At 71.0% G+C, this 19403-nt stretch carries 14 protein-coding genes; 7 read left to right on the forward strand and 7 right to left on the reverse strand.

Annotated features, from left to right (window positions below; all coding sequences use genetic code 11):
• Positions 1-40: 40 nt before the first annotated feature.
• The 3 genes from ACZ4M8_RS26650 to ACZ4M8_RS26660 form a co-directional block, all read right to left on the reverse strand.
• Positions 41-700 carry a 4'-phosphopantetheinyl transferase family protein gene (locus tag ACZ4M8_RS26650; protein WP_467611496.1) on the reverse strand — a complete coding sequence of 220 codons (660 nt, stop codon included), beginning with the start codon at positions 698-700 and terminating at the stop codon, positions 41-43.
• The gene (locus ACZ4M8_RS26655) at positions 697-1632 is read right to left on the reverse strand and encodes a metallophosphoesterase family protein (RefSeq protein WP_467611498.1); all 936 of its coding nucleotides are present in this window, start codon (positions 1630-1632) and stop codon (positions 697-699) included. The genes ACZ4M8_RS26650 and ACZ4M8_RS26655 overlap by 4 nt, the downstream gene beginning before the upstream one ends.
• Positions 1633-2079: 447 nt before the next feature.
• Positions 2080-3609: a PucR family transcriptional regulator gene (locus ACZ4M8_RS26660; RefSeq protein WP_467611500.1), complete on the reverse strand. Its 1530-nt coding sequence runs from the start codon at positions 3607-3609 to the stop codon at positions 2080-2082.
• Positions 3610-4035: 426 nt separating this feature from the next.
• Here ACZ4M8_RS26660 and ACZ4M8_RS26665 point away from each other — a divergent pair, with 426 nt between their 5' ends.
• On the forward strand, positions 4036-4581 hold the full coding sequence (locus tag ACZ4M8_RS26665) for an FHA domain-containing protein (RefSeq protein WP_467611502.1): 546 nt from the start codon (positions 4036-4038) through the stop codon (positions 4579-4581).
• 245 nt (positions 4582-4826) lie between these two features.
• On the opposite strand, the gene glgX is transcribed toward ACZ4M8_RS26665, so the two are convergent.
• Positions 4827-6974: a glycogen debranching protein GlgX gene (gene glgX, locus ACZ4M8_RS26670; protein WP_467611504.1), complete on the reverse strand. Its 2148-nt coding sequence runs from the start codon at positions 6972-6974 to the stop codon at positions 4827-4829.
• A gap of 610 nt (positions 6975-7584) precedes the next feature.
• On the opposite strand from glgX, the gene ACZ4M8_RS26675 reads away from it, so the two are divergent.
• On the forward strand, positions 7585-8829 hold the full coding sequence (locus ACZ4M8_RS26675) for an SAV2148 family HEPN domain-containing protein (protein WP_467611506.1): 1245 nt from the start codon (positions 7585-7587) through the stop codon (positions 8827-8829).
• Positions 8830-9025: 196 nt separating this feature from the next.
• Positions 9026-9748 carry an exonuclease domain-containing protein gene (locus ACZ4M8_RS26680; protein WP_467611508.1) on the forward strand — a complete coding sequence of 241 codons (723 nt, stop codon included), beginning with the start codon at positions 9026-9028 and terminating at the stop codon, positions 9746-9748.
• Between the two features lie 24 nt (positions 9749-9772).
• On the opposite strand, the gene ACZ4M8_RS26685 is transcribed toward ACZ4M8_RS26680, so the two are convergent.
• On the reverse strand, positions 9773-10663 hold the full coding sequence (locus tag ACZ4M8_RS26685; RefSeq protein ID WP_467611510.1) for a phosphotransferase: 891 nt from the start codon (positions 10661-10663) through the stop codon (positions 9773-9775).
• 833 nt (positions 10664-11496) lie between these two features.
• Here ACZ4M8_RS26685 and ACZ4M8_RS26690 point away from each other — a divergent pair.
• From ACZ4M8_RS26690 to ACZ4M8_RS26700, 3 genes are all read left to right on the forward strand, one after another.
• Positions 11497-12714 carry a S8 family peptidase gene (locus ACZ4M8_RS26690; protein WP_467611512.1) on the forward strand — a complete coding sequence of 406 codons (1218 nt, stop codon included), beginning with the start codon at positions 11497-11499 and terminating at the stop codon, positions 12712-12714.
• A gap of 887 nt (positions 12715-13601) precedes the next feature.
• Complete coding sequence (locus tag ACZ4M8_RS26695) at positions 13602-14615, forward strand: terpene synthase family protein (RefSeq protein ID WP_467611514.1); 1014 nt, start codon at positions 13602-13604, stop codon at positions 14613-14615.
• A gap of 21 nt (positions 14616-14636) precedes the next feature.
• Entirely contained in the window at positions 14637-15929 is a 1293-nt protein-coding gene (locus tag ACZ4M8_RS26700; RefSeq protein WP_467611516.1) for a cytochrome P450, read from the forward strand.
• A gap of 535 nt (positions 15930-16464) precedes the next feature.
• Here the strand turns inward: ACZ4M8_RS26700 and ACZ4M8_RS26705 are convergent.
• Positions 16465-17499 (reverse strand): serine hydrolase domain-containing protein, encoded by a 1035-nt coding sequence (locus ACZ4M8_RS26705; protein ID WP_467611518.1) that lies wholly within the window; start codon positions 17497-17499, stop codon positions 16465-16467.
• 575 nt (positions 17500-18074) lie between these two features.
• Between ACZ4M8_RS26705 and ACZ4M8_RS26710 the strand changes: the two genes are divergently transcribed.
• Positions 18075-19166 (forward strand): glycosyltransferase family 2 protein, encoded by a 1092-nt coding sequence (locus ACZ4M8_RS26710; RefSeq protein ID WP_467611520.1) that lies wholly within the window; start codon positions 18075-18077, stop codon positions 19164-19166.
• Positions 19167-19231: 65 nt separating this feature from the next.
• On the opposite strand, the gene ACZ4M8_RS26715 is transcribed toward ACZ4M8_RS26710, so the two are convergent.
• Complete coding sequence (locus ACZ4M8_RS26715) at positions 19232-19378, reverse strand: hypothetical protein (RefSeq protein ID WP_467611522.1); 147 nt, start codon at positions 19376-19378, stop codon at positions 19232-19234.
• Between the last annotated feature and the right edge of the window lie 25 nt (positions 19379-19403).

A 19403-nucleotide genomic window follows, 5' to 3' on the forward strand; every position in this document is an offset into this window, starting at 1 on the left:
GGGCCGGGGCTTCCGCGGAGCACGCCCGGCCCGCCCCGCCTCAGCGCTCCACCGTCACCGCCGTCACGATGAAGCCGTCGGCGACGAGCCAGCCGCCGTGGAAGAGGGCCAGGCGCCGGCCGTCGATCTCGGGGCCGTCGACCAGCAGCCGGGCGGTGAACGACGCGTCGGTGGGGTCGAGGGTCAAGGAGGCGTCCTCGAAGCCCAGCCAGCGGCCGGTGAGCGGGTACCACGCCTTGTAGACGCTCTCCTTGGCGCTGAAGATCAGCCGGTCCCAGTGGATCTCCGGCTGGGCCGCCTGGAGCGCGGGCAGCGCGGCGCGCTCCTCGGGCAGGGTGATCAGGCCGAGGACGCCGGGGTCGCGGACGGGCTCGTTGGGTTCCGCGTCCACGCCGACGGAGCGGATGTCGGTGCCGCGGGCGACGGCCGCCGCGCGGTAGCCGGTGCAGTGCGTCATCGCGCCGACCAGCCCCTCCGGCCAGCGCGGCGCCCGGTCGTCGCCGGGCAGCAGCGGCGCCGGGGGGATGCCGAACGTCGCCAGCGCCGCGCGGGCACAGGCCCGTACGGTGCCGAACTCCCGCTGGCGGGAGGGGACGGCGCGGGCCACGGCCGCCCGCTCCTCGGGGAACATCTCGTCCAGCGGCCGGTCCTCGAACGCCTCGGCGGTCGCGATCGGCGGCGGCAGCAGCTTCTCGATCATGCCGGGACCCCGGCGGTCACCGGCGGCAGGATCTGCACCGGGCGGCCCGGCTGCTTCGCCCGTGGCCGCCATTCGCGCGGATACCCCAGCGACACCTCCTGGTGCGGGATGCCGTCGCAGGTCAGCAGGCGCGGGATGTGCAGATGGCCGTAGACGACGGTCCGGGCGCGGAAGCGGCGCGGCCAGTCGGCGGTGGCCTCACTGCCGCACCACAGGGAGAACTCCGGGTAGCGCAGCGGCAGCAGCGGCTCGCGGACCAGCGGGAAGTGGTTGACGAGGACGGTCGGCAGGTCCTCGGGGATCTCTTTCAGCCGCGCCTCGGTGACGGCGAGCCGCTCCCGGCACCAGGCGTCGCGCGTCGGATACGGGTCGGGGTGCAGCAGGTATTCGTCGGTGCAGACCACGCCGGCTTCGTGGGCGGCGGCGAGGGCGGAGTCCTTGTCGTGGGTGCCCGCCGGCCGGAACGTGTAGTCGTAGAGGAGGAACAGCGGGGCGATGACGGCGGGGCCGCCGTCGCCCTCCCAGAGCGGGTACGGGTCCTCGGGGGTCAGGACGCCCAACTCCCGGCAGATGGCGACCAGATGGTCGTAGCGGGCCTGGCCGCGCAGGTTCACCGGGTCGTCGGGCGGGGTCCACAGCTCGTGGTTGCCGGGGACCCACACCACCTGGGCGAAGCGGTCGCGGAGCAGGGCGAGGGCCCAGCGGATGTCGGCGACCTGTTCGCCGATGTCGCCGGCGACCAGCAGCCAGTCCGCGTCCGACTCGGGCCGCAGCTGTTCGACGATCTCGCGGTTCTCGTCGTACCGGACGTGCAGGTCGCTGACGGCGACGAGCTTGCCGGGCCGGCCGCCCGGCGTGCCGGGGCCGTCGACGGGCCGGGGGCGGTCGGGGACATGGGGCAGGGGGCCCGTGGCACGGATCTCGTAAGTCACCTGGGCAGTAAAGACCGTGGGGCAGGGGGGAGGGAAGAGGCTCCCGGTGCGGCCGGGGCGCGTCGCCCCGGACCGGCGGAGCGGTGCCGGGGCCGGTCGGGGGTTCCGCGGGGCGTGCGGCTGTCACCGGGCGGGGCGGGGTGTACCGGCGCGCCCGGGTGAGTGCGGCTGCCCCCCGGGCTCCCGCCCGTGTGTCCCCGGCTGTTCGTGGGTGTGGGCCGCCCTTCGGCGGGCCGGGGCGCACGGCCGTACCCGGGAGGGAGGCGTACGGCTGCTCCGGGGGGGGGGGGGCGGGCCGGTGCGTTCCGGCTGCCGCCGGGCGTGGAGGCGTACGGCGGTCGGTCCGTACGGCTGTCCCGGGGGTGCGCCCGTACGGCCGTTCCCGGGGGAAGCGGGTGTCCGCACGTCCCCGGGGCGGGCCGGTCGCCGCGGGAGTGTGGCCGGGCGCTACGGGGCGGTGCCGCGGCGGATGCGGGTGGCGAGCCAGAGGTCGAAGCGGTCGTCCGGGTCGTCGAGGCGCCGTCCGGTGAGGGCCATGGCCTTGTCGAGGCGGTTGCGTACGGTGTGCCGGTGGACGCCGAGGCGGCGGCTGGTGGCGTCCCAGGCGCCGCCGGTCTCCAGCCACGCGGTGAGGGTCGCCACCAGCTCCGCGCCGTGGTCGTCGAGGTCGAGCGGGCCCAGCACGGCGTCGGCGTAGCCGAGCAGCGTCGGCCGGTCGCCGAGGTCCAGCAGCAGCCGGCTGGTCCCGGAGGCGCGGGCCTCGGCCGGTTCGCCGGTGGCCCGGCTGACACCGAGCAGCCCGGTGGCCTGCCGCAGCGACACCCGGGCGGACGCGGGGGCGGTGACCGGCCCGATACCGGCCGGGCGGCCCGCCGCGAACCGTCCCAGCACCTCGCGCACCTCGCACTCCTCCCCGGCCACCGCCTCGACCACCGGGCCGCGGACCCGGACCAGACCGCCGGGCAGCGCCAGCGCCAGATCGGCGGCGAGATCCTGGGCGGCCGCCGCCCGCGCCGCCTCGTCCGGCCCGCCCGGCGCCTCGACGGCGACGCCCCGCACCCGCCCGGCCGCAAGACCCGCCGAAACCAGCAGCTCACCGGCGCGTTCGGCGCTCGGGCCGTCGTCGGCGAGGAGTTCGGAGAGCAGCGCCGAGCGGCGGCGGCGCTCCGGCTCGTCCCGCAGATGGCGCCGCTCCAGCTCCAGGGAGAGCAGGGAGACGAGACCGGGGACGACGGCGCGGGCGGCGCCGTCCGGACGCCCGGTGAGCAGCAGCAGACCGCGCAGCCGCCGGGCGCCGAGCGGCTGTACCTCCAGGTGGTGCCCGTCCGCCGTGCTGGTGGCGCTGGTGCGCAGCCCGTGGGCCGCGACCCGGTCGAGCAGTTCGCGGGCCGCGTCCGGGGGCGGTACGTCGTCCCCGGGGGCCGCGCCGGTCGCCAGGGGGCGGCCCAACGGGTCGAGGACGGCGGCGCCCACCGAGGTGGCGGCGGTCCACTCGCGCAGCACGGACGGCAGTCCGCCGCCGACCGCCGCGGCGGTCAGCCGCCGCTGGGTGGCGAAGGACCGGTGCAGCGCCGCGCGCCGCTCCTCGGCCCGCGCCGCGAAGACCGCCTTGGTGACGGCGATGAACGGCACCCCGTCCGGGACGGTCAGCAGCGGCAGCCCCGCCTCCCGCGCGGCGTCGATCAGCGGCCGGGGCGCCTCCTGGTACGGCAGCCCCTGCCCGAGGCCGAGCGCCAGACAGGCGGCGCCGCCCCCGGCGACGTCCCGTACGTACTCCCGGCAGCCGGCCGCGTCGCCGGGCAGCAGCAGTCCGGTGGTCATCAGCAGTTCGCCGCCCTGGAGCCATTTCCCGGGCCGCAGCAGGTCGGAGACGGTCGCGGCCTCGACGGCGCGCTCGCGCAGCGGCGGCGGCACGTCGTACCCGGGGGAGAGCGCGAGGTCCGTCCGGGCCAGCAGGTCGGCGATACGCAGGGGCATGGGAACAGTCTCCGCCACCGGTGGGTGCGGGGGCGCGCGGGCGCCCGTACGCGCCGTCGCGGTGCGGGGCCGCGCCCCTTCGCGCCCGGTGGGGCCCGCGTCCCGCCGCCGTTCACCGGGCCGGGAACCGTGTCTCTTCGCGGCCGGTGGAAGGGCCCGTGCCCCGATGCCGTCCACCGGGCCGGGAACCGCGTCTCTTCGCGGCCGGTGGCGGACGCCGTTCCCCTCCGGCTCCGGGTGCGGCGCCCCGGGCCGGGCGGATCGCGGGCCCGTCCCCGTACCGGGGTGTACCGGGGCGAGCCCGGCGGGGCCGCGGGCAGCGCTGCCGGGCGGGCGGACCTGGTACGACGTCAGGGGCGGTGCCGGGGCGTCCGGAACGGCCACCTCGCCTGGACAGCGGGTCACCCGCCCCGCAGAATTCACCGCATGACTTCGCTCGATTTCCCCGCCCGACCGACGCGCCCGTCGGACGCGGACCGGGAACGTGCGCTGCATCTGCTGCGCGAGGGCGCCGCGGAGGGACGGCTGTCGCAGGACACCTTTCTGCGCCGGCTGGAGCTGGTTCTCACCGCGCAGCAGCACTCCGAACTCTCCCTGGCCACCGCCGACCTGGAGAGCCGCGGCCGGGTCCAGGGCGTGCTGCTCCGTGCGGTGGGCCGCGTCTCGGCGTTCCACCTGCGGATCCGCCGCGCCTGGCGCACGGAGCGGCTGCCGAAGCTGATGCTCCCGGTGCCCGGCCCGATCCCGCTGAGCATCGGCCGGGCCCCCGGCGCCGGTCTGCGTCTCAACCACGAAACGGTCTCCCGCCTCCACGCCGAACTCCGCAGCGAGGGCAGCGGCTGGATGCTCCGCGACCTCGGCTCGACCAACGGCACCTGCGTCAACGGCCTCCGCGTCGTCGGCGAGGTCCCGGTGGGGCCCGGCGACCACATCAGCTTCGGGAACATGGATTACGTGTTGACGGAGCGGTGAGCCGGAAGAGCCGGCGTAAGGACCGGAACGCCTGGCCCGGTGGAGCATGCTTGAGGGGCGAGCCCCACTGGTCGGAGCCGCAGGTCAGACAGCCCGCTTCCCGCGTGCGCGGGAATGGCCCCACCTACGGGGTGGTCATCTGGCATGAACAGATCCGCTTCCCGCGTGTGCGGGAATGGCCCCAGCAGGCACGGATGGTCACCGTTGCTGGTGGTCCGCTTCCCGCGTGCGCGGGAACACCCCCGTCACCCCTCCGCAGGCCGTTGCAACACCACCAAACTCCGCCCGGCCAACACCAGCCGGTCCCCGGCCTTCACCCCAGCACCACCGGAATCGGCACCGGCATCACTCGCCCCGTCCCCCACGTACACCCGCCCCGTATCCACCACCACCCGCCACCGCAACCCATGCCCGAGCGGCACCGTGAACTCCCGTTCCTCGGGGTGGGCGTGGAACATCAGCAGGAACGAGTCGTCCGTGATCGGTTCGCCGCGGGGGCCCGGTTCGGAGATCGCCGCGCCGTTGAGGAAGACGGTCAGGGAGCCGGCCTGGGCGCGTTCCCAGTCGTCCGGGCACATCTCCGTGCCGTCGGCGGTGAACCACGCGATGTCCGGGAGACCGTTCCCGGCTCCGGGGAGCGGCCGTCCCCGGAGGAACCGCCGGCGGCGGAACACCGGGTGCGCGCGCCGCAGCCGCACCAGACGCCGGACGAACGCGAGCAGGTCGTGCTCCCCGGTGTCCTCCGGTTCCGGCCAGCGCACCCAGGAGACCTCGCTGTCCTGGCAGTACGCGTTGTTGTTGCCGTGCTGGGTACGGCCGAACTCGTCGCCGTGGGAGAGCATCGGCACGCCCTGGGACAGCAGCAGGGTGGCGAGGAAGTTCCGCACCTGGCGGGCCCGAAGCGCCAGGACGCAGGGGTCGTCGGTCGGCCCTTCGGCGCCGCAGTTCCACGAGCGATTGAAGCGCTCCCCGTCGCGGTTGTCCTCGCCGTTGGCCTCGTTGTGCTTCTCGTCGTACGCCACCAGATCGTGCAGGGTGAAGCCGTCGTGGCAGGTCACGAAGTTCACCGAGGCGATCGGGCGGCGGCCGTCGCCCTGGTAGAGGTCCGAGGAGCCGGTCAGCCGGGAGGCGAACTCGGCGAGGGTGCGCGGCCGGCCGCGCCACAGGTCGCGCACAGTGTCGCGGTACTTGCCGTTCCACTCCGTCCACAGCGGCGGGAAGTTGCCCACCTGATAGCCGCCCTCACCGAGGTCCCAGGGCTCCGCGATCAGCTTGACCTGGCTGACCACCGGGTCCTGCTGCACCAGGTCGAAGAAGGACGACAGCCGGTCCACCTCGTGGAACTGCCGCGCCAGCGTCGCCGCCAGATCGAACCGGAACCCGTCGACGTGCATCTCCCGCACCCAGTACCGCAACGAATCCATGATCAGCTGGAGCACCTGCGGACTGCGCATCAGCAGGGAGTTCCCGGTGCCGGTGGTGTCCGTGTAGTACCGCCGGTCCTCCGCGAGCCGGTAGTACGAGGCGTTGTCCAGCCCCCGGAACGAGAGCGTGGGGCCCAGGTGGTTGCCCTCGGCGGTGTGGTTGTAGACGACGTCGAGGATCACCTCGATGCCCGCGCGGTGCAGCGCCCGCACCGCCGACTTGAACTCCAGCACCTGCTGCCCCCGGTCGCCCCAGGACGCGTAGGCGTTGTGCGGGGCGAAGAACCCGATCGTGTTGTAGCCCCAGTAGTTGGTGAGCCCGGCGTCCGTCAGCCGGTGGTCGTGGACGAACTGGTGCACCGGCATCAGTTCCAGCGCGGTCACCCCCAGCCGCGTCAGGTGCCCGATGACGGCGGGGTGCGCCAGCGCCGCGTAGGTGCCGCGCAACTCCTCGGGCAGGTCCGGGTGGCGCATCGTGAGGCCCTTGACGTGCGCCTCGTAGAGCACCGTCTCGTGGTACGCGGTGCGCGGCGGACGGTCGTCGCCCCAGTCGAAGTACGGGTTGACCACCACCGACGCCATGGTGTGCGGTGCCGAGTCCAGGTCGTTGCGGGAGTCGGGGTGGCCGAAGTGGTGGCCGTAGACCGCCTCGTTCCAGTCGATGCGGCCGCTCAGGGCGCGTGCGTAGGGGTCCAGGAGCAGTTTGGCGGGGTTGCAGCGGTGGCCGCGGGCCGGGTCGTGGGGGCCGTGCACCCGGAAGCCGTAGCGCTGGCCGGGCATCACCCCGGGGAGATAGGCGTGGCGGACGAACGCGTCGGTCTCCCGGAGTTCGACGGCGCTCTCGCTCCCGTCGTCGTGCAGCAGGCACAGTTCGATGCGCCGGGCGGCCCCGGAGAAGACCGCGAAGTTGGTTCCGGCGCCGTCGTAGGTGGCGCCCAGTGGATACGTCTGTCCCGGCCAGACCTGCATGCGGCGGCTTCCACCTTTTCGTCGGGGGCTGCGGCGGGCCCGCGGCGCACGGCCGCGGACCGCCCCGGATCCTTCCCCGACCCGGCCCGCACATCTGGGTCATTCCCCGATATTCGCTGGAAAGCGGGCATTTTCGAGCCTAGTGGGACCTTCCCGTCGTGTCGTCGGAGCCCGCGACCGGTGACCATCTCGCGTACGCCAGATGCGGTAGCGGCTAGCTCATCCAGGCGGAGCCCACCAGTAGTGCTCCGGCCAATCTCCCGGCGCTCCGGTGGCCGTCCGGGGCGTGCCCGGTGCGGGGCCGCGCGCCGCCGTGCCGATCGCCCCGGACCCCCGCCCCGGGCGCGGACCTGCGGCGGGTGGGGCGAAGGGCGGCGTCCGGACGGTGGTCCCCGATATGGCGCGGGGTTTGCGCCGCGGCGTCGCGCCGAGGGCTGCCCGGCCCCGTCGCGGCTATGAATCCGCTCACGTCCGCCCCGTGCCCCGGGACGCAACGGCGGGGTGTGACATGGGCAGTTGGCGGACCGGTCGCCCCATCCTGCTGCACCGTTCCCCGCTCCGCAGTAGTCTGCCTTGATCGTTGGCGCGGGGGTTCGGAAGGCGGTGGCAGGTGAGCGGCGGGCTGGAGTTGCCCCCTGGTGACGAGGGTCACGAGGGCCATGAGGGCGGCTCCGTCGACGCGCCGCCCGGTGCGGTGTCCCTGGCGCGGCCACTGGAGATCGGTGCGGAACTCGACTGGGGCGCCGACGCCTGGAGCGAGGTGCGCACCCGCGCCCGCCGGGCCGGTCGCGCCTATATCTGGCTGAATCTCGTCGAGCAACGGCTCCGCGCCGTGGTCTCCGCGGTGCTGCGTCCCGTCTACGAGCCGGTGCACGGCGACGAGTGGGTGATCGCCGCCGCCGGGCCGGCCGGGCAGGAATGGGTCCAGCGCGCGGTGGCCGTCCGGGAGGTCAGCCGCCGCAAGGGCTACCTCCTCGACCCCGCCGACGACAACATCGTCAGCTTCCTGACCCTCCCGCAGCTGCGCGAGCTGATGGTCCAGCACTGGCCTTGCTTCGCGCCGTACTTCGACGACCGCCGGGACGTGGAGCTGGGCCTCGATGAGCTGGAGGTGGCCCGCAACATCGTCTCCCGCAACCGCGCCCTGTCGGAGACCGTCCTGGCCCAGGCCGAGCGCGCCTCGGCCCGCCTGCTGGATCTGCTGGGCTCCGGGAGCGGGACCCGTACCTCCGGGCGGCTGCCCATCGACGCCGTCGAGGACCTGGTGGGCGACCGCTACGCCGATGTCGTCGGGGTCCACGCCGACCGGGTGCGGCTCCAGCGTCAGCTGCCCGCCGAGGACCTCTTCGGCGGCGCCCGGCGCCTCGACGCGGTGGGCATCGGGCTCAACCTCCTCGTGCAGAACTACTCGGGGCGCCGCCTGGTCCACCTCGCCGAGTCGGGCTGCCGGATCCGGCTGCTCTTCCTCAACCCCGCGAGCAGCGCGGTCCGCCGCCGGGAGCGCGAGATCGGGCTGAAGAAGGGCGAGATGAGCCGGTCCATCGAGATGAACATCCTGCACATGCGGCGGGTACGGGCGCGGCTGCGCGACCCGGGGGCGTTCGAGATCCAGGTCTTCGACGAGACCCCGCGGTTCACCGCCTACCTTGTCGACGGTGACGGGCCCGACGGACTGGCCGTCGTCCAGAGCTATCTGCGCCGCAGCCGTGGCATGGAGTCGCCGGTGCTGGTGCTGCGCGGCGGGGGCAGGGACGTGGTCCGGCAGGGCGGTGGCCGGGAGGGCGAGGCCGGGCTGTTCGAGACGTACCGCGAGGAGTTCGAGAGCGAGTGGGCGGACTCCCGGCCGGTGTCATGACCTGGGACGGGGCCGGGCCGGGAGCGACCGGGGTGCGCGTCGGCCGCTCCCGGCCCCGCTGCCTCACGTCCGTCCGGGGCCCGACGCCCCACTGACCGCTTTGCCCCGCTCTGTTCCTCGCCGCCGGTCGCGTTGTCAGTGGCGCGTGCGAGAGTGGCGGAGCAACGGGGGACGCACCACCGAAGGAGGCCCCGCCATGAGCTGGCATCAGGACTTGTTGGCCGGTTTCGACCTGGAGACCACGGGCACCGACATCGAGCGGGACCGCATCGTGACCGCCGCGCTGATCCGCCTGGACGGCGACGGCACGACCGCGGTCCGGCAGACATGGCTGATCGACCCGGGCGTCCCGGTCCCCGAGGAGGCCGCCGCGATCCACGGCATGTCCACGGCCTACGTCCGCGAGCACGGCGCCCCGCCCGGGACCGCCGTGGAGGAGATCACCGCATCCCTGGCCGCGACCCTGCGCGCCGGGATACCCGTGGTGGTGATGAACGCCCGGTACGACCTCTCCCTGCTGGACCGGGAGTGCCGCCGCCACGGCGTACGGCCGCTGACCGAGCGCCTGGGCCGCGCCCCTTCCCCGGTCATCGACCCGCTGGTGCTGGACCGCCACGTCGACCGCTACCGCAAGGGCAAGCGTGCCCTCCAGGCCCTCTGCGGCCACTACGGTGTGCCGCTCGTCGGCGCCCATGAGGCGGGCGCCGACGCCATCGCGGCCGCCGGTGTCGCCCGGCGGATAGGCGAGCGGTACCCGGACGTCGCCCTGCCGTCCCCGGAGGCGCTGCACACGCTCCAGGAAGGCGCGGCGGCGGAGCAGGCCGCCGACTTCCAGGCGTATCTGCGGCGTTCGGGCAAGCCGGAGGCGTACGTCGAGGGTGCCTGGCCGCTCATCCCGCACCAGGCGTCGCGCGACTGACCCGCCGGCCGCCCCCGCGCTCCGTCAGAACGGATACCACCGCACGGTCGCGTCCTTCTCGCGCAGCGAGGCGATACGCCGGGCGAATTCGGTACGGGCCGCCGGGTTGCCGGGCGCGTGCTGGGAGACCCAGGCGCAGCTCGCGGTCTCCCGGGAGCCGCGCAGCACCGCGCATCCCTCCCACTCCCGTACGTCCCAGCCGTAGCCGGAGACGAAGGTGTCGTACGCCTCGGCGGGCAGTCCGTAGCGATCGCGGCTGAGGGCGAGGACGACGAGGTCGTGCTCGCGCAGATCGGAGGAGAACGTCTCCAGGTCGACCAGGACCGGCCCGTCGGGCCCGACATGGACGTTGCGGAGCAGGGCGTCCCCGTGGATGGGGCCGCGCGGCAGATGCGGCTCCAGCGCCGTCGCGGCGAGGGCGAAGGCGTCCCGGCGGCCGCGCAGGTACTCCGCGTCCCGCGGGGAGACGGCGTCCCCGGCAAGCCGCAGCCACCGCTCGACGCCGCCGAGCAGATCGCGGCGCGGCAGGGTGAACGGCGGCTCCGGCAGGGCGTGCACCAGCCGCAGCAGCGCCGCGAGGTCGCCCGCCGCGGCGGGGCGGACGGACTCCGGCAGCCGCTCCCAGTACGTCACGGGGTGACCGTCGGCGAGCTGCGCCTCCGGCTCGGCGGCGCGTACGGCGGGGACGCCCGCCTCGGCGAGCCAGCGGGCCACGGCCAGTTCCCGTTCGGCGCGTTCCAGGAGTTCGGCGCTGCGGCCGACGCGGATGACCGGCCCGCGCTCGCCGAGCGCGAAGACGGCGTTCTCGCCGAGCGAGAGCAGCCGGGCGTCGGCCGCGGCGTCCGGCCGCCCGGCGGCCGCCAGCGCGGCGCGGGCGCGGGCCTCGGTGAAGGCGCCGGGGCGCGGTTCGTTCATGGTGATTCCTCCTGCCGGGCGTGACGCGCCCAGTTTCGCAGGTACCCGCACCGGGCCCGGCGGGCGGACCGGGTGGGTGGCGTCGGGGGAGAGGCGCGAGGGCCTCGGGGCGCGGGGCCGACGTCGAGGCGGGCGGGGCGCGGTCCGAGGCGGAACGGGGCCGGCGGCGACGCTCGGGGCATGGCGGGCTCCGCGAGGAAGCGGTTCACGAAGCCCGTCCCGTTGCGCCCTTGGGCTCGACCCGGACCTCATGCGAGGGGGACGCCCCCGGCATCCCTCACGGCAGCCCTTGGGGTGGACCGACCCGGGCACTGTCTGGGAAGAGGCGACCGCGCCGCCTTCCGCTCCTCCGGGCGCTTCACCCGGACCGCGCGGGCGAAAGAGGGGTCCGGGTACCGCCGTCCCCGGACAGGACCTTCCGACGGCGCTTCCGTGTCCGCGCGCCCCTCGCCGAACCGCCCCTGGCCTCCCGAGGGCTGACGTAGCGATGCCTGACGCTCACTCCGCCCTCCGGACCATCAGCTCCCGTACCCACGGGCACCCCTGCCTCAACGGGCTGTCGGTAGCGGGCAATCCACCGTCAGTAACCGCAGATTGCCGAAATGTAAACGCCGTTGAGGCTCGAATGTTCAACTACTCGATTCTTTTGCTCCACTTGGGACCGATTTTGACTTTATGCAGGGTTGTTGTTTATCTCACACGACGCGGCTGGCCTTGAATTGAACTCGTCAATCCGACAGGGTTTCGAACCAGCCCGGCCGCAGGACTTCCTGTCGATTCGGGCTGTTGCGCAACGCTTTCCCCCCACACCACGAACGAGGAGAACCCTCGCTATGGCTCACAAGCGTTCCAGCAAGAAGCGGCTCGTCACGGCCATCACCGCCGCCGTAGCCGCCACTGGTATCGCCGCCGTCACCGCGGTCACCGCTGGTGCCGCCCCCGCCGAAGGCAAGATCTACGGTGCCGAGGCGAAGGGCGCCGTCAACGGCAGCTACATCGTCATGCTCAAGAAGTCGGTCGGCAGCGCCTCGGTGTCCGCCACCGCCCACAACGACCTCGCCTCGAAGTACGGCGGCAAGGTCAAGCGGAACTACACCGCCGCCCTCAACGGCTTCTCCGCCACCGGCCTCAGCGCCGACGAGGCCAAGCGCCTCGCCGCCGACCCGGCCGTCGACAAGGTCGTGCAGAACAAGAAGTTCCACATCGACGCCACCCAGGACAACCCGCCGTCGTGGGGCCTGGACCGCATCGACCAGGCGGACACCGAGGGCGACAAGAAGTACACCTACCCCGACGCCGCGGGTGAGGGCGCCACCGCCTACGTCATCGACACCGGCGTGCGCATCTCGCACAAGGACTTCGGCGGCCGTGCCTCCTACGGCTTCGACGCCGTCGACAACGACAACGACGCCAACGACGGCAACGGCCACGGCACCCACGTCGCGGGCACCATCGCCGGTGCCGAGCACGGCGTCGCCAAGAAGGCCAAGATCGTCGCCGTCCGCGTGCTGGACGACCAGGGCTCCGGCACCACCGAGCAGGTCGTCGCCGGTATCGACTGGGTGACCAAGAACCACAAGGGCCCCTCGGTCGCCAACATGTCGCTCGGTGGCGGCGCCGACGAGGCGCTCGACGCGGCCGTCCAGAAGGCGATCGCCTCCGGTGTGACCTTCGCCGTCGCGGCGGGCAACGAGTCCGCCGACGCCTCGCAGAGCTCCCCGGCGCGGGTGAAGGAGGCCCTCACGGTCGCCTCCAGCACCAACAAGGACGAGCAGTCGGACTTCTCCAACTACGGCAGCATCGTCGACATCTACGCCCCCGGCTCCGACATCACCTCGGACTGGAACACCGACGACAACGCCACCAACACCATCTCCGGCACCTCCATGGCCACCCCGCACGTCGTGGGCGCGGCCGCGGTCTACCTCGGCTCCCACCCGGACGCCAAGCCGGACGAGGTCGCCAAGGCCCTCACGGACGGCGCCACGCCGGACAAGATCTCGAACCCGAGCGAGGGCACGCCCAACAAGCTGCTGAAGGTCGTCGAGTAACCGACTTCCCCTCAGTACCGCACGCCGGCCGTCGCGCTCGCCCCCACGGGGCGCGGCGGCCGGCGTCGTCGTGTCGAAGTCCCGCCTGGCGCGGCGAAGCCGTCCACAGGAAGACGGCTCCGGAACCGCGGTCTACGTCCCTTCGCTACCGTCGGTCACACGCCTGAGAGGCAGGGGAGGGCAAAGGCGGGGCAGGCGGCGCCTGCCGTCGACGACTGCGCCCGATTCGTGTCGTATCGGCCCGACGGCCTCTCTTTGGTGGCGAGTTGGAGTCGAGCGCGCGTGTGGGGCGGGCAGGTGGCGACGTTCGCGTGGGGGAGAAGGGGGGAGGGGGCCCGAAGGGGCCGTTCAACTGACATGTGCTGCTGTACAGCCCCAGGCGGCAGCGGCGCGCTCCAACCCGTCGAAGGCCCGTCAGGTGTCGGTCTCAGGACTCGCACCTGCTTCCGAAGCCGAAGGTCCGACGACAGCACCTCGGCAGGCATGCGGCACATTTCCTCCAACAGGCCCCGCAGGGTATTGCGCAGTTGAGGGTGGGGATGATGAGGTCTGCAGGTATCGGCGGTTTCCCTGAACGGAGCGGAGGGATTTGCTCCCATGTCTGCTCTGCCCAGCCCCGCAACGGCTCTGGCGGCTTCGTTCACTTCCCCGGGGAAAGCAGTCCGGCTGGCGGCAGCCGAGAAGGTGCGGTTCTTACCCCCTGCATAGGATGTGTGTAAGAGCGAAGATCGGTAGGGCTCTTCCGAGCGCGCCCTCAGCTCAGCTCCCTTCGCGCTGGGCGACGCGCATTTTCCGGCTCGCTGGGCGAAAAAATTCACCTTCTGGCTCAACTTTTCCTCGGAAGCGGAACCGGATGTGCCGGATCGAACCATGATCAAGGGGGGCGCGTGAGCGACTTTCCACTGTTTCCCTCTCAGCAGCCACCTCACGTCCTGGAAGCAGCGAAAGCCCTTCACCGGGACCTCCTCGTATGGACCTGTAAATTTCCCACGATTGCATACGCCCGCCGAGGTAAGGCTGTCCCGTGGGCGGCCTACTCGATTTCTGTCGCCTTTGATGGTCGAGTTGACGAATCGGCGGTCCATCTGGCGAGGTTCACCATTGCTTCGATTGAACTTGACGATCTGCTTGACGGCGGTCCGGAAATGCGAGACGGGAGTACTGCCGAGGACCTCATTGAGATGTGCTGGGACGCGGTAGCTCGTCCGACTGCAATGACGTACACCATTGCTGAAGAGCGTGTGAGACTCCCCGAGGTCGTTGTGGCGCTGAATGATGTCGCGAGGCAGCTGTACCGGCGGAATCTTCCGGCTGATTACTGGGAGCACTTCCTCACCTTGTTCCGGAGCATGCTTGACGCCGGCAGGCAAGAAAATAGGTGGTGGTCGGAGGGATTCCCGCGGCTGACGCTCAGCCGTTACCTTGACTGCGGTATGCATACGATCAACAGCCCATTGGGCTGGTGGATCACGACGATGTGGGCGGCACGGCAACCCGTCCGGCACGAAGAGATCGACGGTCTCCGGCAAGTCGCCCTGAATTCTGGGTGGTGTGTGCGCGTCGCCAACGATATCAACGGGCTGGAGGATGATCGCCGGGCAGGTCGTCCCAACGCGGTCCTGGTCGCGGCTTCGGAGTGGGGCTGCGATGAAGCTGAGGCTCGGCGGAGGCTCTCCGGCATGGTCAGTCGACGTCTAGCCGAACTGGCACAGACCGCAGGGAGCGAAGGGCATCTCGCCCGAGAAAGCCGTCGTGTTATTGCTCGGGGAACAGCATTTTTGATCGGATGGTATATCGCTCGAAGCGATATTACTCTCGAATCCGTCGACCGAGCCGTTCTCGCGTCCTTTGGTCTGCTTCCTGATCATCGGAGCGCGAGCGTCAAAAATCCCTCATTGTGATGGCAAGAACGGACGTGAAACATGGACACCAATAACCCATCACCATATGTGTGCCTGCGGGATCCGGTTTCTCAGTCCACGGGCGAGACCGTGTACCGGGAAAGCATGGAGCCGGATGTGAACGGCCAAACTCTCACACGGTACGACGCTGAAGGGGGAGGGGCGTTGTTGTGGCCGCCGGAACGGGTCGGCGAGATACAGTGCCGTTACGCCAGTGAGTGGCGGCGTTCACCGATCCTCCAGGTCACGACGGCAAGTGGAAGGCCTGCCTGGCTGGTCACCGGGTATCGGGAAGCCCGGATGGTGTTGTCTGATCAGCGGTTCGGTATGAGTGCTGAACCACTGCACAGAGGCTCGGAAAAAGCAGCACAACGAGTGGGGAGAATTCTGCGGATCGATGGCGCTGAGCACCGCAGGCTCCGCCGAATCATGATGCGGAGCCTGGACGCCCGGACCGATTGTCTGGAGCCATTGATCGAGGCTGTGGTCCGGAAACAGCTCGACCGAATGGCCACCCAGGGCCCGCCCGTGGACCTCGTCGAAGCTTTTGCGCTACCCGTTCCGTTGCTCATCACCTGTGTCCTGTTGGGGCTGCCGTACGAGGATCGGGAAATATTTCACGACCGAGGTGCGGCGCACCTTCTGGCCATCAGGCCGGACCCACAACGAGCCGAAGCGCATGCTCTCACGGTTCTGACCTACCTCGGTGAAATCGTCTCCAGCAAACGCCGTGTGCCGGGCGAGGATCTGCTCAGTCATCTCATTCAGCATGAGAAGCTGAGCGACGAGGAGGTCGTTGAGATCGGGGTGACCTTGCTGCTTGCCGGTTACGAGGCGCCAGCCGGAATGATCGGAAAAGCGGCTCTCGAGCTGATCAGGAATCCGGGCTTGCGTACCGCTGTTACTGGTTCTCCCGAAACGTTCCGCGATGCGGTCGATGAGTTGTTGCGCGGCATCACGATAATTCAATACGGAGTCGATCGGGTGGCGCTCCAAGAAGCGACGCTGGGTGATTATACCATCCGGCGTGGAGATTCCGTCATTGTGATGCTTCCTGCAGCGAACAGAGACCCGGAAGTTTTTCCTGAACCGGATGTCATGGATATCGGCCGCCCGTCGGCCCCGCATATCGCCTTCGGGTATGGCCCTCATGCCTGCATCGGTCAAAGGCTTTCGCGCACCATGATGCAGATCTCTCTTACGCGCCTTTTCGAGAATTTTCCATCTTTGCGTCTTGCTGACGAGGAGGAAGAACCCCTGGAGCGTGATGAAATGGTCATAGGGGGGTATCGGCGCTTGGAAGTGACCTGGTGAGGCCTGACGAAGAGTCGAAGAGGGCGAGGCGGCGGGGGTGAAAGTTTTCCTTCGCATTCACTGCGTCGAGGGTAGCCTTGGTAGTCGCTCGGTCACAACGGTGGAAGTCTGTCTCGGGCGGCGGTCAGGCGAATCGCTGTCCCCGTCTTCCCTCTGGTGTCGGGAATGGAGCAGGTCGGGGTAATCTGTCACTTCCCGGAAAGCTGGAGTCCCTCGACAGTACGGCCGGACCGGTATGTCCATTCATTGTATCGAATAACGTCCTGGAGCCAGGTCAGGACCCTTATGCGGTACACGCCCGCTGCGCGAAAGCCTGGTAGGCCGATGAGGCAGGAAGGGCGCGAATGCCGGCGGAAGGCCCCTGCTATGAAACACATTTCAGGAGTCATCGGTTGCGAAACCGAGCTGGCGCTTTGGGGCGGGAACGGCAGTTCCCGACTCCCCGCACGCTCGCGAGCCGGAATGGTGCAACGTGTCGGGGCCGGTTTCGGCGTGCCGGTTTTCCGGCGTGACACCCCACGGGGCGCACCACGAATTATCCGCACACGGCGGCGTCGAGGGTGGCCCGGACGTCGGCGGGGCCCTGCTCGGTGGGTGCTCCGTCGGCGGTGACGGCCACCGTGATGGAGCGGCCGTCGGCGGTGACACCGGTGCGTGTGCTGTAGCCGGGGATGTCGCCGCCGTGTCCCCAGACCAGGCCGCCGCAGGTCAACCGGGTACTGGTCGCCCCCAGCCCGTACCGGACGCCCGGCCCGAGACCGAAGTCGTCGGGGACCTTCACGGTGGTGCGCATCTGGGCGAGCTGTGCGGGCTTGAGCAGCTTGCCGCCGAACAGGGCGGTGAAGAAGCGGTTCAGATCGCTCGGGGTGGAGATCACCTGCCCGGCGGCCCATGTCCAGGAGGGGTCCAGCCGGGTGATGTTCTCCAGGGTCCCCCCGGGCGTCGCGAAGTACCCCTGCGGGTGGGGTTCGCGGATGCTTTCGTCGCCCACACCGGGGAAGTAGGTGTGGCGCAGCCCCAGCCGGCCGATGACCCGCTTCGTGATCTGCTCGGCGACCGGGCGGCCGGTGACCTTCTCGATGAGCAGACCGGCCAGGACGTAGTTGGTGTTGCTGTACGACCAGCGGGCCCCGGGAGGGAACAGCGCCTTGTGCGCGAGTGCGGCGTCGAGCAGGGCGCGGGGTTCGAGATAGGTGTGGCGGGCGTCGCCGGTGAGATCGCCGATGTGGTCGGCGTAGTCGGGAAGTCCGCTGGTGTGCTGGAGCAGCTGCCGCACCGTGATGCGTCGGCCGTCGATCCCCTCGCCCCGCACCAGGTGGGGCAGATAGTCCTCGATCGGGGCGTCGAGCGCGACCTTGCCCTCGCCGACCAGCTGCAGGACGACCGTGGCGGTGAATGCCTTGGTGTTGCTCCCCGCCCGTACCTGCCCGTCCACCGGGACCTTCGCACCGGTCCTCACGTCCGCGACGCCGGCGGTGAAGTGGTGGACGCGACCGTCACGGCCGAGGACGGAGGCCAGGGCGGCGGGGTACCGGTCCTTGTGCACGAGGCGGCCCAGGCTCTTCTTCATCGCGTCACCGGAGCCAGGGGCTCGCGCGGCGGACGCGGCGGGCGCGCTCCCCGCCACCAGGGCCGCAGCCACCAACGCGGCCGTCGCGCTGCCCGGCCGCCGCCTGGTCGACGAGGCGCGCACACGCGATATCCAATGGGAATGATCGCTCACGGTTACCCCTCCCTGCGCACCTCACCGAGTGCTCGGAACCCTGGAACCGCTCCAGCCTACGGCCGAGTCCGTGCCGAACGACGCTGAACGCCGTCCCATGAAAAGGGGTCCCGGGCGGGTCGGGATGCCGTTCGCCCCGTCAACACGCAAGAGGTAGAAGCAACTTGGTCTCCTGTGCGCTTTCGTCCCTCCGGTGCGCGGGAAGTTCCGGCCGGGGTGCCGGGCCGGAGCCGAAGGACTGCCCGGACCCGCGGAGTTATCCACAGGAGGGTGCCTCCGGAAACGCGATGCGCGTTCTCTCCCTACTCTCGGTGACATGCACGGAGGACTGCCGTTCATCGGCATCAGCACACTCGTCTACGGCCTGATCGGGCTGCTCACGCTCGTGGCCGGAGCACTTCGCACCGCAGGGGGAGTTCGGCATGCACACCATCACCGTCATCGTTCCCGCACACAACGAGGAGGAAGGGCTGCCCGCGACGCTGGAGTCACTGGCACGGCAGACGGTGCCACCTGACCGCGTCCTCGTCGTCGACGACGCCTCCACCGACCGCACCGGCGAGGTGGCCGCCGCTCACGGCGCGACCGTGCTGCGCCCGCCCCGAAACCTCGGCAGCAAGGCCCGCGCGCAGAACCACGCGTTACCGCACTGCACCACCGACCTCGTCCTCGCCGTCGACGCGGACACCGTCCTCGCGCTTGACTACATCGAGACACTGCTGCCGGTCTTCGACGACCCGGCCGTCACCGTCGCCGCCGGCACGGTCCGCACCCGCCACACCCGCACGATCTGGGAGCGCGGCCGTTCCACGGAGTACCTCTTCGGCTTCCACTGGCACAGGCCCATCCAGGCCCGCGCCAACAGCCCCATGGTCTGCTCCGGTTGCTGCTCGGTCTTCCGCCGCGCGGACCTGACGGCCTTCGGCGGCTTCCCCGAGCGCACCATCGTGGAAGACATGGATTACACGTGGAGTCAGCAGATCGCCGGCCGCAAGGCGGTCTACGTCTCCGACGCCGTGGCCCTCGCCGCCGATCCGGAAGACCTCACCTACCTGCGGAAACAGGTCTGGCGCTGGATGGCGGGCTTCTGCCAGAACGTCCGCCTCCACCTCGGCGCCCTGCTCCGGCACAAACCGTTGCTCGCTCTGTGGGTGGCGCTCGCCGTCTTCGAGATCCTGACCGCGCCGCTGTGGTGGGCGACCCCGTTCGCGATGGCGGCGCTCACCGACCGACCGCTGCCCGTCACCTTCGGCTGGTGGGCCGGGACGGACCTGCTCCTGACCACACCGCCCCTCCTCTACGCCGCCCGCCGCCGCAAACTCCGGACCCTGGCCGTCCTGCGCGACCTGCCCTGCGTCTACGCCACCAAGGCCGTCAACCTCGTCTACGCCTGGAAGGCCCTCGTCGTCGAGTTGCTCCTGGTGCCCCTCGGCCTGTCGAAGGGGCTGACGGTCTATGAGAAGGGGCGGGCCGATACGCCCGGAGCGGCCGGGGTGGTGCCGGCGCCGGGGTGAACGGGATGCCGTGACGCCATGTGGCCGCCGCCGGCGCGCCTCCGGCCTGTGCCGGTCAGCGGGATTCAGGGGCTCTTGGCGGAGGCGGGCCGGGTGACACCGCCGAGGTCGGTGAGGAATTCGATGGGGCGGGTCGGCTCGGCGGCCGGGGCGTTCTGAAGGAGGGTGTACAGCGCAGGGTGAGGGCGACTGCGCGCTGCTGAACGCCTCATGATCAGGCATTCCAGCGACTGCATG

It is taken from the genome of Streptomyces sp. NPDC027185, assembly GCF_055567035.1.